This is a genomic window from Nitrospina sp. 32_T5, from assembly GCF_052156635.1.
Lineage (GTDB): Bacteria > Nitrospinota > Nitrospinia > Nitrospinales > Nitrospinaceae > Nitrospina.
In genome coordinates this window covers 546705-562485 of the sequence record NZ_JBQKUO010000003.1, presented here as the reverse complement: position 1 = coordinate 562485, position 15781 = coordinate 546705, and the positions used below count along the sequence as shown (strand labels likewise).

At 60.5% G+C, this 15781-nt stretch carries 13 protein-coding genes; 2 read left to right on the top strand and 11 right to left on the bottom strand.

Annotated features, from left to right (window positions below; all coding sequences use genetic code 11):
• Positions 1-34: 34 nt before the first annotated feature.
• Both ACTRW9_RS10860 and ACTRW9_RS10855 read right to left on the bottom strand, forming a co-directional pair.
• A complete protein-coding gene (locus ACTRW9_RS10860; RefSeq protein WP_442429357.1) occupies positions 35-1135 on the bottom strand; it encodes a trypsin-like peptidase domain-containing protein in 1101 nt (366 codons plus the stop codon).
• A 5-nt stretch (positions 1136-1140) separates the two neighbouring features.
• Positions 1141-1731 (bottom strand): LPP20 family lipoprotein, encoded by a 591-nt coding sequence (locus ACTRW9_RS10855; RefSeq protein ID WP_442426250.1) that lies wholly within the window; start codon positions 1729-1731, stop codon positions 1141-1143.
• A 617-nt stretch (positions 1732-2348) separates the two neighbouring features.
• On the opposite strand from ACTRW9_RS10855, the gene ACTRW9_RS10850 reads away from it, so the two are divergent.
• Together ACTRW9_RS10850 and ACTRW9_RS10845 are read left to right on the top strand one after the other, a co-directional pair.
• Positions 2349-4502, top strand: coding sequence for a DUF4384 domain-containing protein (locus ACTRW9_RS10850; protein WP_442426249.1), 2154 nt, complete (start codon positions 2349-2351; stop codon positions 4500-4502).
• A 19-nt stretch (positions 4503-4521) separates the two neighbouring features.
• Positions 4522-7197: a sigma 54-interacting transcriptional regulator gene (locus ACTRW9_RS10845; RefSeq protein WP_442429356.1), complete on the top strand. Its 2676-nt coding sequence runs from the start codon at positions 4522-4524 to the stop codon at positions 7195-7197.
• 7 nt (positions 7198-7204) lie between these two features.
• Here the strand turns inward: ACTRW9_RS10845 and ACTRW9_RS10840 are convergent, their stop codons facing one another.
• Genes ACTRW9_RS10840 through ACTRW9_RS10800 form a run of 9 tightly spaced genes read right to left on the bottom strand, consistent with a single transcriptional unit; the run spans position 7205 to position 15767 of the window.
• The gene (locus tag ACTRW9_RS10840; RefSeq protein ID WP_442429355.1) at positions 7205-8197 is read right to left on the bottom strand and encodes a glycosyltransferase family 2 protein; all 993 of its coding nucleotides are present in this window, start codon (positions 8195-8197) and stop codon (positions 7205-7207) included.
• Positions 8194-9171 carry a glycosyltransferase family 2 protein gene (locus ACTRW9_RS10835; protein ID WP_442429354.1) on the bottom strand — a complete coding sequence of 326 codons (978 nt, stop codon included), beginning with the start codon at positions 9169-9171 and terminating at the stop codon, positions 8194-8196. The genes ACTRW9_RS10840 and ACTRW9_RS10835 overlap by 4 nt, the downstream gene beginning before the upstream one ends.
• A 41-nt stretch (positions 9172-9212) precedes the next feature.
• Positions 9213-9809 (bottom strand): NUDIX hydrolase, encoded by a 597-nt coding sequence (locus tag ACTRW9_RS10830; RefSeq protein ID WP_442429353.1) that lies wholly within the window; start codon positions 9807-9809, stop codon positions 9213-9215.
• Positions 9810-9858: 49 nt separating this feature from the next.
• Positions 9859-10788, bottom strand: coding sequence for a GDP-L-fucose synthase family protein (locus ACTRW9_RS10825; protein WP_442429352.1), 930 nt, complete (start codon positions 10786-10788; stop codon positions 9859-9861).
• Complete coding sequence (locus ACTRW9_RS10820) at positions 10785-11957, bottom strand: DegT/DnrJ/EryC1/StrS family aminotransferase (protein ID WP_442429351.1); 1173 nt, start codon at positions 11955-11957, stop codon at positions 10785-10787. The genes ACTRW9_RS10825 and ACTRW9_RS10820 overlap by 4 nt, the downstream gene beginning before the upstream one ends.
• Before the next feature lie 14 nt (positions 11958-11971).
• Complete coding sequence (locus tag ACTRW9_RS10815; RefSeq protein ID WP_442429350.1) at positions 11972-12691, bottom strand: nucleotidyltransferase family protein; 720 nt, start codon at positions 12689-12691, stop codon at positions 11972-11974.
• Positions 12688-13704, bottom strand: a complete 1017-nt coding sequence (locus ACTRW9_RS10810; protein WP_442429349.1) for a GHMP family kinase ATP-binding protein — start codon at positions 13702-13704, stop codon at positions 12688-12690. The genes ACTRW9_RS10815 and ACTRW9_RS10810 overlap by 4 nt, the downstream gene beginning before the upstream one ends.
• 47 nt (positions 13705-13751) lie before the next feature.
• A complete protein-coding gene (locus ACTRW9_RS10805; protein WP_442429348.1) occupies positions 13752-14684 on the bottom strand; it encodes an NAD-dependent epimerase/dehydratase family protein in 933 nt (310 codons plus the stop codon).
• A 42-nt stretch (positions 14685-14726) separates the two neighbouring features.
• Positions 14727-15767: an alpha-ketoacid dehydrogenase subunit beta gene (locus tag ACTRW9_RS10800; protein ID WP_442429347.1), complete on the bottom strand. Its 1041-nt coding sequence runs from the start codon at positions 15765-15767 to the stop codon at positions 14727-14729.
• Positions 15768-15781 lie beyond the last annotated feature (14 nt).

The following is a 15781-nucleotide window of genomic DNA, read 5'->3' as shown; positions in this document are numbered from 1 at the left end:
CGGCGACTGCCGCCGGGGGTAGCGGATGCCCCGTTTAAAAGTCATCGAAATTGAACCGGCCCTTGTTCCGGCCCTTCAACTTCTTTTTGATGTCGTCCATCATTTCTTCCATTTCCTCTTCCGTTGCCGCAAAGAGGTCGTCCATCTTGTACGGACGCTTCTCGGTCAGGATTTCGGCTTCCTTTTGAGGACCGGGCTCCGGTACGGTTTCCTGAACCGGTGGTTTCGGCTTCGGTTTCATCTCGCCCTCAGGCTTCGGCCGCACCGTTTCCTTCACCGGATTGGTGATGGCGTTCGATTCCGGTTCCGCCATGCCCTTCGGAGCCTTGGGTTTCGGAATGGGCACGATGCCCGTCGGCTCGTACGGCTCCTCCACCTCCAGCTTGGCCACCTGCGGTGCGGTGAAACCGAAGTGGTAGCCGTTTTCATTCAACCAGGCCACCGCCACGTTGGACTTGATGGAAAAGTTGATGTCCGTGATGGCCAAACCGTCCTTGCTTTTGCGCGCGATGTTGGAGTTGATGCCCACCATCAAGCCGTTGGCATCGAGGAGCGGCCCGCCGGAATTGCCCCGGTTGAGACTGGTTTCGGTCTGAAACACGTTCTTGCCCGGGATGTTCTGGAAATCCTGCATGTGTGAACTGATGGTGCCCGTGGTCAACGTCCACAACCCCCCGGACTCCGGATGCCCGATGGCCAGCACGCGGTCGCCGATGCCGATCTGGTTGGCGTTGAGGAATCCCACCGGGGAATAGGACCCGGAAGGGGATTCGATCTGCAACAGCGCCAGGTCCAGATCCCGGTTGTGAATCAACAGACGCGCCTTGAACCGGTGCTGCGTGTCCTTTTTCAGGTTGCCGGTGAGGTGCTGGGGTTTCAGAAACACCCGCAGTTCGGAATACGGCCGCCCGGCGGAAGCGTTGACCACCACATGGGCGTTGGTGAGCACCAGCCCGTCTTCGCGGATGATGCTCCCCGTGCCCATGCCCTGGAACTTCTGCCCCGGTTCAAACCCGGTGATGAGCACGACCCGGGGCGAGACGCTCTGGTACACCCATTTGGGATCGAACTCCCTGGCGGAGGCGGACCCCGCCAGCAGTGCGATTGCCAGTGTCAGTGCGATCCAGATTCTCATGATATTCAACGTCCTTCCATTTTGTCGATTTCAGCGTCCAGCTCGTCGAAGGATTTCTCCGCCTGATCCTTGATCTGGTCGCGAATCTGCTTGGACAGGTCATTGTACTGCGACAGGTTCTTCTCGAAATGCTCCAGATCGATCTTCGCCAGCGAGAACATCTCCCCGTTGTTCGGGTTCTGCCAGTGATCGACGATGGTCGAACCGCGCAACGACATGTTGGTGATGTTCTTGAGCGCCTGCTCGACGTACTGCGTCTCGGACGTGGCGCTCATGTCGCCGGTGGTGGCGGATTCTTGATAGTCTTTATAGAGCTTCTTGACGTAGGTTTCGAACACGTCTGCCAGAGCGGCACGGGCCCGGTTTTCCGAGGCGGTGCGCAACAGGGAGGTGTTGCGGATGCCCACGGCGGAACCGACGCCATAGAACGCGCGGTCGTCAAAAGCGCCCTGGCCCTTCAACACCCAGTCCGGAGCGCCCAGATCCTGAATCGGCACGAAACCGCCGGTGGGTTTTTCCGGAGTGCTGCTGCACGCACTCAAAAACGCCGCCAGCACCACCATCAAAACAAGGTTCCATCGTGAAATCGTTTTCATCGATACTCCCTCCTCGGATTAAATTGAAATGTCAATTAAAGGAAACCTGATAAACCGATGGATTCTTCAACTGCGTCCCCGGGCCCGGAGGCCGGGTGATCCATGCAGTGTATATAGCGAAAAGCGTGCCAAACGGAACTCCCCCTTCGATTGGCGGCATCCAGGATTGATTTTTCTAGTGTAGTGGAAGGGGGTGGGTTTGGCAAAAGTAAGTTGTCTGCCGAAACGCGGCAAATTCCGGCATGAGGACGCCCGACTGTGCATGAATTCATGCACGATTCATGCAGAGCCACCACACCGGGGACCGGGTCTCCAGCGGCGCATTCCAACTTTTTCGGGAAACACGTTGTTTTTTTTGTAAAAGAACCTCACTTCCGCCGGTCCATTAGAAGCAGTGGGCAAAAAGAAATGCCTTTTGCAGGGCAAACTGTTTAAACTGAGGAACGCCGATCTCGGAGTTGAAGGAAATAAAAAAATAAAAGGCGGTTTGCGAAACGGGGTACCGCCGAAATTTGGGAAAACGACACCGCCTTCCTGTCCCTCCGCAGGGCCGGAGGCGCACCGGGCACGGCTTTTGCTTTATTCCCGGCAACGACTCATTCGAGAAGGGGACACCCATGCGCCACCATTTCGGAACCACAGTCAGTTTCCTCGTTCTCTTCGGCCTGGCCGGGTGCGCCACCACCGGAACGCCGGGTGGCGGTCCGGGGACCAGCCCCGAAGACCTGGCGAAACTGCGGAAAATGGAACAGATGGAACAACGCACCGCCTGCCCGCCGGAACCGGGCTGGGTGCTGGGCAAGGGCCACCCCAACTTCCCCTCCGCCAAATACCTCATCGGCGTCGGCATCTCCGCCGAAAGCCCGTCCGGCGCGAAAGACACCGCCACCGCCGAACTCGCCAAGAACATCAAGGTCAACATCCAGTCCGTGATGAAGGATTTCGTCAGCACCGAGGGCACCTACGCGGAGTCGGCGGTCAAAACCGTCGTCGATGCGGCGCTGGAAGGGGTCGAACGCAAGGACGGCTATTTCGACAAGTGCCGCAACCAGTATTACGCGCTGGTGGTCATGGACCGGGCCCTGGAGGCGGGCAAGCTGAACCAGCGGATCGCGGAGACGGAGTCCATCCTCAAAAAGCATCTCGACCAGGGTAAGGAGGCGGAAGCCAAAGGCGAGTTGATGAAAGCGCTGTCCCATTATTTTGAGGGCTACGAACTCGCGCCGAAACTGGTGCCGCTGCGCAGCACGCTGGCGGTGATCTCCCGCACCTCGCCTTCCGGCGATGCGGCGATGGAACTCAGCCAGGGTGCGTTCCGCGACCACGCCACGAGCCTCATCCGCAACGTGCGGCTGGATGCCGTCTCCGGCGACAAGCAGACCATCAAGTCGTTCCAGCTGCCGGGCGAGGCCCTGGTGGCGCAGGCGTATATTCAAACCGATTTCGGCAACACCCCGCTTTCGGGACTGCCGGTGCGTTTCTCGTTCGAAAAAGGCAAAGGCACGTTGAACGAGAGTGTGAACACGAACCAGGAAGGGCAGGCCCGTGCCTCGGTGGTGAAGATTCATGATTACGATGCCGACCAGCACCGCATCGCCGTGCGGCTGGATTACGACCGGCTGGCGATGGGGGTCAATCCGCGTTTCAAGGAAACCCTGCTTGTTCCCCTGCAGCACAAAGGGGCGACGTTCCATTACACCATCGAAAAGATCGAAGGGTTCTCCGGCAAATCCCACGCATGGCGGCAGGGCCTCGTCCAGCTGGCGGAAACGGTCATCAAGAACGTGAAACCGGACACCACGCCCACCGTGGGCGTCATCCAGTTTGAGGACACGCGCACCAAAAAGGTGACGCCGTTCACGGAAATCCTGGTGGAGGATTTCAAGGCCATCCTGGCGCAGGCGGGCAGCCTGGCGCTCAAGGAAATCGCGATGGGCGGGGATGAGGAGATCGATCCGCAAAAGGTGGCGACGGAGAACCAGCTCGATTTTTACGTGAACGGGTCCTACCGCATGGAGCGCGGCGGGTTGCAGATCATCGCCAAGTTGATCGACGTCAAGTCCAACACCTACCTCGGTTCGGGCAGTGTGCTGATGGACCGCGGGGCGATCAGCCCGGAAGATTTGAAGGTGTTGGAAACTTCTCCGCAGTCCGGCGGCACCGGCATCAAGGACGCGGATGAGGAGTACCGGCAGGAGCTCGACAAGCTGGTCTACGCGCAACCGAAAAACGCCGAGTTCGGCGTGCGGGTCTGGACCAATAAAAAGGAATACGAGATCGGCGACACCATCGTTTTCTTCGTGAAGGCGGAACGCGACAGCTACCTGACGTTGTTCGACATCGGTTCCGGCGGCGACGCGACGGTGATCTTCCCCAACGCGTTCCACAAGGACAATTTCATCCGCGCGGGACGCACGTACCAGATTCCCGCGCCGGAATACGGTTTCAAATTCAACATAGAGGGTCCCGCCGGGCTGGAACGGGTGAAGGCCATCGCCACCCTGCGGCCGGGCCTGCCGGTGGACCTCAACCTGGGACAGGGGTTCCACACCTTCAAGCGCGGCACACGGGAAGGCACGCGCGACATTTCCATCATCGCCGACACCTTCACCAACGAATCGGACCGCAACTGGGCGGAGTCGCACACGGAAGTGTTCATCTTCAATCGCAACGATTCCTACACCCGCGGCATCCGCAAGATTCCCATCAAAGAGGACCCCGAAAAACCGATCGACATGATCGGCACCTTCGGCCGCGAACCGAGCCGCTGACCGACGCCGGACACCGCATATGCTGAGACTCAGGGAGATTGTGCTGGGGGCGATCGGAGCCGCGCTCACCGGCATCGTGCTGTGGACCCTGCCCAACCTGGTGCAGTCGTGGGAATGGAAAACCCTCGATCTGCGTTTCCAGTGGCGGGGCGCGGTGGCGACCGACCCCAACCTCGTGCTCATCGAAGCGGATGACGAAAGCGCGCAGACCTTCGGCCGATGGCCGTGGAGGCGCACGGTCCACGCCCACCTCATCGAACTCCTCGCCGACCAGAAATCGCGCGCCGTGGTTTACGACGTCCTGTTCGCGCTGAAAGGCGACCCGCTCGAAGACCGCGCCCTGCAACAGGCCATCGACACGGCGGGCACTGTGGTGTTCCCGGTGGCGGTACGGCTCCTCGAAAAACGCGCGCCGTATGCGCCCGACCACAGCGGTACGGGCCTGCCGTGGAAAGGGATCGACCTGCCGCCGGAAGCGAAACGTTACTTCCTCGCCAACCGCGCCATCTTCCCGCTGGCTTCCCTCGCCAGGCACGTGGCCGGGCTCGGCCACATCGCCACCAATCGAGACGCCGACGGCATCATCCGCCGCGTGCCCCTCCTCGTGAACTACAACAGGGAACTGGTGCCGTCGCTGGCGTTCCAGGGTGTTCTGCAATACCTGAAAATACCGCCGCAGAACGTGGTGCCGGGTAAAAATACCATCCGGCTCCTGGACGTGCAGTTTCCCGGAAGTACGGTGAAGCGCGACATCACCATCCCGGTGGACGAACAGGGGCAGATGCTCATCAACTACGCCGGACGCTGGAGTGAAACGTTTCTCCACGCCTCCATGTCGGCGGTTCTGGACCGGCCCGAGGCGGGTGAGTCGGTGGAAGGTCCGTCGGTCACGCTGGAGGACAAGCTGGTGCTCGTCGCCAACACGATTTCCGGCTACGACGCCAAGCCGGTGCCGATGGAAAAAGATTTTCCCGGCGTCGGCGTGCACGCCAACATCATCAACACCCTGCTTACCGAATCGTTCCTCAGGGAAACGTCTCCTGCGTTTCATGTTCTCCTCGTTTTGTTTCTGAGCCTGGCGACGGCGCAGGTGCTGGCCATCCGCTATTACACATTGCAGGCGTTTTTCGTCGCGGTCCTGTTTGCGGGCTACGCCTTTGCCGCGGCGTTCCTGTTTCAGTCGAACCTCGTCCTGCCTGTGGTGGGGCCGCTTGCCGCCATCGCCGTCACCACGCTGTGGGTGTCGCTCTACAACGCGTCGTCGGAGAAAGAAACCGCCGATATGATGAAGCACACGGCGGAGATGCTCTCCGGCGAAAAGAAGAAGGTGGAGGCGGAGATTGAAAACCTGTCGCGCGACCTCACGGCGCGGGAGCAGGAGATGGATGCGCTTCAGCGTCAGTATCAACAGGAGAAGGTGCAGTTGGAGGCCCGTATCCGCGATCTGCGCCTGCACACGGGGCTGGGATCGGCGCTGGGCCGGCTCACCGAACCCTCCTTCCAGGAATGCCGCGAGCACGGCATCGTCACACTGGAGGAATCCGTGGTGCAGACGTTCCGTGAACTCAAACAGGTTGCGCCGAACGCCTCCAGCGTCCTGCTTCTGGGCGAATCGGGCACGGGCAAGGAATTGTTCGCCCGCGCCCTGCACCGGTTGAGCGGGCGCACGGGACGGTTCGTGGACATCAACCTCGCCGCCTGCCCGGAGGGTCTGGTGGAGAGCGAACTGTTCGGTCACGTGAAGGGGGCATTCACCGGGGCGACGTCGGACAAGGCGGGGCGCTTCCGAGATGCGGACGGCGGCACGCTGTTTCTCGACGAGATCGGCGAGGTCAAACCGGATCTGCAGGTCAAGCTCCTGCGCGTTCTGCAGGAGAGGGAGGTGACGCCCGTCGGCAGTAGCCGTTCGTACAAGGTGGACGTGCGCATCGTCTCCGCCACCAACAAGGATTTGAAGGAGGAGATGGAAGCGGGACGCTTTCGCAGTGACCTTTATTACCGCCTCAACACCATCCCCTTCACCCTGCAACCGCTGCGCGAACGGCCGAAGGACATCGAACTCCTCGCCTGGCATTTCATGGACCGCTACAAGCACCGCTACGGACGCAACATCAACGGCATCTCCAAAAAAGCGATGGAGGTATTGAAGGCGCACGCGTGGCCGGGCAACGTGCGCGAGTTTGAAAACGTGATCGAACGCGGCGTGACCCTGGCTGAGGGCACCGTCATTCAGGAAAAAGACCTGCAACTGAAAGGGGAGATGGGAGCGATGGACCCGCCGTCCCGCCCGCGTCCTTCTGCGGCGAAAGACCGGGACTTGGAGTTTCTGGAGACCCTGCGCGCCAATGGTTTCGAGATCAACGCCACGGCCAAACAGTTGGAAGTCAGCCGCAACACCGTGGCCAGCCGCTTCAAGGGCATCTGCTTTCAGCGGCTGGTGGAAAGCAACGGCGACTGCGAAGAAGCCGCACGGTCCGTCACAGGCGAGGCTCCCCATTACGATTTCGTGTTGCAGAAACTGGTGGAGTATTACCAGAACCTGGTCAAAGGCAGTGAGGGTTGGATGGACGTCGAGAAGGCCGTCGCCGATGCACTCCGGCGTTCACGCAACGTGCCCACCGGCTACCATTCCGCCATCGCTCAACTGGTGCGCGACCGCTTCACCAAAAACCACCCCCCCGCCGGTTCCGTTTAAAACGGATTCAACGCCGTCGCCGCAAAAACACGCGGAACGGTTCCAGCCAGTCCCGGTTCATGACGCGTTCCAGCGCTCCCTCATCGATTGCGATGTGCTTTTGAATAATCCTGCGTTTCTTCAGGGAGTCACCCAACCCGCACACGGCGTCCCACTTGGCTTTCAGGATGATGCCCGGTTTACCTTTCAGTGTGAACCACAGAAGGGAAAACAGGTTGAGCGCGAGATGCGCTGCGAGGTATTTGTAGAACAGCCGCGCGGGCATGTTCTGCACGAAGGTCCACACCAGGTTGCGGTGCGCGTGGTAAACGGAAAACGCACTTCCGGGCTCCGACGACCCCCATCCGGCGTGGCGCGCCCGGGCCTCCGCGACATACAGGCAACGGTGCCCGTTCAACCGCAGGCGGAAGGCGAGGTCGGTGTCCTCGAAGTAGGCGAAGAAGCGTTCGTCGAAACCGCCCGCACTGAGAAAGGCTTCGCGATCATACAGCGCCGCGGCGGCGCAGGGCGAGAACACTTCTTCCGTCTGGCGGCGGCACCGTTGGGAGCGGCGGCCGTGGTCGCGCCGCCACGCCAGCCCGCACACATGGTACACGTCGCCCGTACCGTCCAGCCGTTCCGGGTCGTCGTACTGCAAAAGATGGCTGCCGAAAAACGAAAATTCGGAATGGGCGGATGCGGCCTCCAGCAGGCGCTCCAGCCAGTCGGGACCGGGCACCGCGTCGGGATTGAGCAGCGCCACCCAGCGGCAGTCACGGGCCTGCTTCACGGCAAGGTTGTTGGCGGCGGCGAAGCCGGTGTTGGTGTCCAACGTCACCCACTCCGCCTCCGGCAGCGCATCGCGTGCCGCATCTGTGGAGCCGTCGGTGCTGGCGTTGTCCACCACGATCACGCGGTCGGGTTTCCGCGTCTGGGCCTTCACGCCTGCGAGGCAGGCCTGCAGGTAATCGCCGCTGTTGTGATTGACGATGACGACCGCAACGGAATCCAGCCCACTCATGGCTCACGGGTTCTGGCGTTGGGTTTCGGCGATGGGCGGCAGGAATCGACCAGCCGTTTCAGCAGGGTGTACTGCCAGCGCGGTTGGGGATAGCGGTATTTTTTGATCCAGTACAACTTTCCGAAGAAAGTGAACAAAAACCAGCGCCAGCAAAAGGGCAGGGAGCCGTCCAGAAGAAATGTGACCATGAGGCGGCATCCCGTGACGATGTTGCTTTCAGGCAGGGGCCGGATGCGCGGCGTTGCCGGAACCGGGGGCAGGGGTTTTTGTTCGATCACAGCCTGAAGACGGCGCGTCAGCCGTTTGCGATGAGGATGCAGCGCGAGGAACACGTGGTCGCCTTCTCCCATTGTCCGGCCGTTGTACATCTCCGGCTCGTCCTTTTCATTGCCGAACCGCACGTGCAGGTGTTCCATCACCACATCTTCCATATAAACGATGCGGTCGTGCCCGTGGTGCCTGAGACGCTGGAACAGGTCGAGCAGGTGGTGATCCTGGAAGTCGCCGGGGTATTCGGCGGGAAACGGATCGCCCAGCGCATCACAGGTGGCGCGTGCCATGAAGGGGAAACTCGCCATGCGTGGGCCAAAGAAAAGGTCGTTGGGGTAGGCGAGATAGATGCCGTCGGGAAACCGGTCGTGGATGGCGCGCAGGCGGTCGTCCCAGCCCTGCGTCCGCACCACCACGTCGTCGTTGACGGCGCCGAGGATGTCGCCCGTCGCGCTACTCAGGCAAGCGGTGTTGAGAGCGCCGAGGTTCAGGCGCGGGCCCACGATTTTGTGAAAGGCGATGTCCTTGCGGTCGAGCGCGTGGCTTTCGGGATCGTCGTCATCGACGTACACCACGATCTCAAGCGCTTCGGGATGAGTCGCGGTTTCGACAAGACTCGCAATGCAGCGCTCCGCCTGTTCTAGGCGGTGACGCGTCGGCATCAGGACCGAGATGCGCGCAAGCCGGGTTTTGGATTCCTGCATAAGATCGGGATGATTACGGAGTTGCAAACCTTGCACGCCGCTCATTCGCTTTTCGCGGGGTCATCCAGGTGCAGGAAACGGAAAATGGCCACCAGCGTGGACGGGTCCTGGATTTCGTTGCCGTGGATGTGCGACTGGATCGCATCCCGGTCGAACAGTTCCATGCGCGCGTGGCCGATTTCGTTGGCGCGGTAAGCCTGCTCCACGGTGCACTCCGTTCCCGCGAACAGCTGGATCCGTGCCGACAACGTGCCTGCGTCGGGGTGAAGCGATCCCAGCGGTTGGATGTTTTCGTGGGCGCAGCGCAGTCCGGTTTCTTCAAACAACTCGCGCGCTACCGATTCCACCAGGTCTTCGCCCGGCTCGATGAACCCGCGGGGGATCTCCCACGACCAGTTCTTGATGGCGTGCCGGTAAATCTTGAGCAGGGCGATTTTGTCTTCCACCACCGGAAGGATGGCGACGCCGCTGAATCCATCGGCGACAAACCGCTTCGGGGAGACCACGAGATAATCCGGCACATCGACGTCTTCATCACCGGTGACGTGATCGAAATAAATATTGAACCGGGTGTTCTCGGCGACCAGTTTGCGTTTTTTCAGCTTGTAGGGCGGACTGTCGGTGCCGGTGGATTTCATGAGCCTCCATCCTGTGTGCGTTTTCAATAGCGGGACCGGATTCGCCCGTTCACCGGACCTGCGTTCGAGTGTACCAATCATAGGTGATCCGCAGCCCATCTTCCAGCGGAACTTTGGCGGACCAGCCCAGCGCGCGGATGCGCGACGAGTCCAGCAGGCGGCGCGGGTTGCCGTCGGGCCGTGTGATGTCGAATTCGATGTTGCCTTTCCATCCGACCACCCGTTGAATGCGTTTCGCCAGCTGCGCGATGGAAGTTTCGACACCGGGACCGAAATTGATGACCCCGGTTTCGCGGTAGCGGTCCATCAGGAACAGGCAGGCGTCGGCGAGATCATCCACGAAAAAAAATTCCCGCCGGGGCCTGCCCGTGCCCCACAGCGTCACTTTCTTTTTGTTCTGCACCCGGGCGTCATGGAATTTGGCGACCAGCGCCGCCAGCACGTGACCGTTTTCATCGAAGTGGTCGTGAGGACCGTAGGCGTTCGCCGGGATGACGGGCACGAACTGCGTGCCGTACTGCCGGTTGTACGCTTCGCACATCTTGATGCCGGCGAGCTTCGCCACGCCGTAGGGCTCGTTGGTCGGTTCCATGAGACCGGTGAACAGCTGGTCCTCGTGCATCGGCTGTTTGCACTGCTTCGGATAAATGCAGGAACTGGCCAGCAGGAGCAGTTTTTTCACGCCGTACTTGTGCGCCATGTCGAGAACGTGGGTCTGGATGGCGAGGTTCTGCTGGATGAACTCGGCGGGATACGCGCTGTTGGCATGAATGCCGCCGACCCTCGCCGCGGCGACGAACACGTATTCAGGACGCTCCCTTTTGAAGAAACGCTCCACCGCTCCCTGCTGCGTGAGATCCAGCGCCTTGTGCGTCCGCGTGAGAAGGTTGGTGAACGAACGGGCCCGCAGTGCGCGAACGAGGGCCGATCCCACCAGCCCGGTATGCCCGGCCACGTATATGCGCGAGGATTTTTTCATTCGACGGTGTTCAGGATGTTGCACAGCTTCCGGATCTTGTCTTCCTGCAGGTCCGGGTAGTTGCCGATGTAGAATCCGTAAAAATGAACGTGTTCGACCTGCGGGTAATGTTTGTATTCGTCGTGCCCCACGATGCCGCGCAGGTAGGGCTGGCGCAACTGGTTGCCGCCGCCCGCACTGCCGCGCCGGAACTCGACCTTGTGTTGGCGCAGGGTGGACATCACTTTCTCGCAGAACGCGGGATCGGCGTGCTTGAGCACCAGGTTGAAGGCGTAATTGCAACCGCCTTCCAGGTCGAAGTCGGTGCGGTATTTTTCCGGATCGAGTTGGGAGAGAAACAGTTCGAAGTTGCGTCTCCGATTTTCATTATTGGCGTCCAGGCGTTTCAATTGATTGCGGCCCAGCACCGCACCGATTTCGTTGTTGCGCAGGTTGTACGCTGGAAAGGCAAAGATGAACTCCGGGTTGAGTTCCGGGTTCTCCTTTATGTATTTCTGCTTGAACGCGTCGTCGGTCATCTCCCGCACCATGCCGTGGGAGCGGAACATGCGGCACATCTGGTAAACGCTTTCGTCGTTGGTGCACACCATGCCGCCTTCGATGGTGCTCATGTGGTGCGCGTAATAAAACGAAAAGTTGGACATGAGGCCGAACGATCCGAGCTTCCGCCCCTGAAACGTGGCGCCGTGCGATTCGCACACATCTTCGATGAGCGGCACGTTGTGTTCTTGCAGTGCGGCGAGGAGCCGGTCCGACAGGCCGTTGAATCCCTGCGCGTAGGTCATGAACACGGCGCGGGTGTTTTCATTCAGTGCAGCGATCACGTGATCTTCGTCCATGCACAACGTCTTCGGGTGAATGTCCACGAACACCGGTGTGAAACCGCATTGCAGTACGGAGGCGATGTCCGACACCCAGGTGAGCGTGGGAACGATCACCTCGCCTTGGCCCTTCAGTTGTTTCAGCACCGACATCGACACCAGGTTGGCCGATGAGCCGGAATTGAGGAACACGCTGTAGCGCACGCCGAGCCAGCGTGACCACTCCTCTTCGAACGCGCGCACGTTTTTGGACTGGGTGAGGATGGGGTCTCCCTGCAGGAACTCGATGACGGCATCGAGGTCCTCGCGCGGGATGTTGTTGTGCATCAACGGCCAGTCGAGGGTCATGGGATTTTCCTGATTCATATTTTCAATTCCCGCCGCGCGCGGTCGAGTCGCTCGGGGGTGCCGATGTCGTAAAGCTCGCCGACGGTTGGGAATCCATACAATCCCTGTCCGGCGAGGGCGGGGAACACTTCGGTTTCGAGAGACACCGCCCGTCCGGCGGGAATGTGGTCGAGCAGGTCACGGTGGAAAACGTAAATGCCCGCGTTGACGAGGCCCGACCCGGCATCCGGGTTTTTTTCGTCGAAGCGCAGAATGCGGCCGGCCTCATCCACAGTCACCCCGCCGTAATCCGCCACATCCACTGCCGGAGCCAGGGCGACGGTGGCCAGCGCGTTCTCGTGCTGGCAATGATAATGGAGCAGTGCCTGCAAATCCACCCGGCAGAACGAATCTCCGTTCATGACGAGAAACGGATCGCTTTCGATAACCGGTCGAGCGTGTCGTACCGCGCCACCGGTGCCAAGCGGTTGCGGTTCCACGGACATCTGAATGGATTTGGCGTGCTGCTGAATTCCCCTGTGGTCGAATTCAATGGAATCCGCACGGTGTCCGGCGCACAGGATGAAACGGCGGAACCCCCTGCCGGCAACATGCTCGATCAAAAGGTCGAGGAACGGACGGCCGTTCACCTCCACCATCGGTTTGGGTTTGTCGGCGATCACCGATTGCAGGCGGGTGCCGCGTCCGCCGCAAAGAATGAGCACATCGGTGAAGCGCGGGTTGCCCAGCATCATAGCCTGGCCGGCGCTTCGATCTGGTGTCCTTCCGGTTGATAAACGATCACCTGGCTGCCGTGGGTTTCGAAGGATACCGGAATGCAAAGCAGTTTTTCCAGCCGTTCGCGGATGCAGGGCTGGTCCTCGGGCCGGGCGAAGATCATGACAAAGCCGCCGCCGCCCGCCCCCAGCAGTTTGCCGCCCAGCGCCCCGGCGCTCATCGCGGTGTCGTAGATATCGTTCACCAGCGGGGTGGTGATGCCGTCGGCGAGCGACCGCTTCAGTTTCCACGATTCGTGGAGGAGCTTGCCGAACTCCGTCAGGCACGAACCATTGGTGAGGATGTCCATCGCCTCGTCGACCATCTGGTGCATGATGCGCAGTTCTTTCCCCTTTCTGGGAATGCTCTGGATTTTCTTTTCCGCCACCTGCGAGGCGATGCGCGAGATTCCGGTGTAGAACATCATGATGTGGCTTTCCAGTTCCTGCTGCTTTTCGGGAACCAGGATGACCGGTGTCTCGGAGATCGTGTGATCGGGATGAAAGTCGATCCTCTTGAAACCGCCCAGCGCCGCCAGCACCTGGTCCTGCGAGCCGACGCTTTCCTTCAGGATGTCGCGTTCCATGTGGATGGCTTCGGAAGCGAGTCGGCACTTGGACACCATCTCCCCTTTCAGCGCGTAAAGGGTGTTGAGCATGCCGACGGTGAAAGAGGAACTCGAACCCAGCCCGGTGCGCGACGGCAGGTCGCCGTCATGGTGGATCTCCAGCCCGTCCTCGATGTTCATGTACTCGAGAGCGGCGCGCACCACGGGATGCTGGATATCCCCGTTGCATTTGACCGTTTCGACCTTGGAATAAACGATGCGGTGCTTGTGCTCGAAAAACGGAGGCAGGTAGCGGCAACTGATGTAGCAGTACTTGTTGATGGTGGTGGCCAGGACCGAACCGCTGTTTTCCTCGTACCAGGCTGGATAGTCCGTGCCGCCTCCGAAAAACGAAATGCGGAACGGTGTTCGCGTGATGATCATGCCCCTTCCTCCCCCTGAAAGTTACCCGCGAATATTATGTTCTGCTTCTATACGTTGGCGAACTGGTTCCTTTTCAGAATGCGGTACCCTTTAACCAACTCGGCAATGCCTTCGGTCAGCGAGTGTTGCGGTTTGAAACCGGTGGCCTCGATTTTTGCATTGCTGACAATGTAGTTGCGCTTGTCGATGTCTTCTCCCACGTCCGCCTCGGTGAAATAAAACTCCGGGACGTGCTTTTTGATTTCCTGGCACAGCTCCAGCTTGCTCAGGTTGGCGTCGCTGAGGCCCACGTTGTAGGCCTGGCCCTTCATCGCGTCGAAGTGATCGAGGCTGTGCATGAACGAACGCGCCGCGTCGCGCACGTGCAGGTAGTTGCGCTTGAAATGCGCCTCGAACAGGATGATGAAGCGGTCGTGCACGGCGCGGTAGGTGAAATCGTTCACCAGCAGGTCCAGCCGCATGCGCGGACTCAAGCCGAACAGCGTGGCGAAGCGGAGCGTGATGCAGTTTTCTGAAGCCAGCAATATCTTTTCGATTTCCACCTTCAGCCTGCCGTAGAGCGAGATGGGATTGAGCGGCGTTTCCTCCGTGCAGTGAATGCCGTTCTGTCCCACACCATAACCGCTGTTGGTGGTGGGGAAGACGATCCGCTGCGACGGCCTGCGCAGTTCGAGAATGCTCTGGATGGCGTCGAAGTTCACCGACTGCGCGCCGTACGGGTCGCGCGTACACAAAGGGGCGCCGGTCAGGCAGGCGAGTGGAAAAACCGCATCCGCGTCTTTCAGCAGGTCCTTCAGCCGGTCGCGGTCGCGCGCGTCGCCGTTGATGAAAGTGAAGTTTTTGTGGTGACAGCAGTCGATGAGCGAGGTCTGGTTGTACATCAGCGTGTCCACCACCGTCACGGTGTGGCCCGCTTCCAGCAGCATCGGCACCAGCACCGACCCGATGTACCCCGCCCCTCCGGTAACCAGAATGTTCATGAATCGCTTTCTTTCAAAACGCCCGCAGGCGTGCGTGTTGTTTTATGCTCGCTTCACCAGGTCGCGGATGGCCTGGGCGATGCGTTCCTTGTCCGGGTAATAATACTGTTCCAGCGTGTAGCCCGCGGGCGTCGGCGCGTCCGGCAGGCCGATGCGCTTGACCGGGGCCTTGAGGTGTTCGAAGGCTTTCTCGGCCACGAGGCAACCGATCTCCGCGCACACGCCGCCCGTGGACCAGCCCGTATCGACGACCAGCAGTTTTCCCGTTTTCTTCACCGACTCGAGGATGATGTCCTCATCCAATGGCTTGAGCGTGCGCAGGTCGATGACATCGGCGGTGATGCCCTCGGATTTGAGATCGTCCAGCGCATCCTGCGCCAGCAGGAGTGCGTGCGAGGTGCCGACGATGGTCAGGTGTTCGCCGTGCGCGCGGTACACGCCTTTGCCGATGGGCACGCGGTAGATGCCTTCCGGCACGATGCCTTTGGTCTTCATCGCCCAGCGGTGTTCGAAGATGAGCACGGGATTGTTGTCGGCGATGGCGGCGAGCATGAGTCCCTTCGCATCGTACGCCGTGCTGGGCATGATGATCTTCAATCCCGGAACGCCCAGCAGCATGCCCTGGATGGCCTGCGAGTGCTGGGATCCGGAACCCCAGCCGCGGCCGATCGCCGCCCAGATGACCCACGGCACCTTGGACTGGCCGTGGTCGATGTAATGGAACTTGCTCGCGTGCGTGACGATCTGGTTGAACGCGAGCAGTAAAAAGTCGGGGCGGTTGTGCAGGTACACCGGACGCGCGCCGTTCAGGGCCGCTCCGGTACAGATGCCCGTCAACCCTTCCTCGGAGAGCGGCGTGTCGAACACGCGGTGCTCGCCGAAGTCCTTGTTGAGGCCGGTGGTGACGCCGAACATGCCGCGCGCGTCGTTCACGCCCTGGCCGAGGACGAAGACTTTCGGGTCGAGGTCGAGGGCGATGGCCAATGCTTCGCGCAGGGCATCGACATAGGTCAGAACCCGGCCTTCCCCTTCGGGGGCCTTGTCCACCGTCTTCTTGGCAATCAGCGCTTCCGCCCAGGGCATCCGGTTTCTCCTCC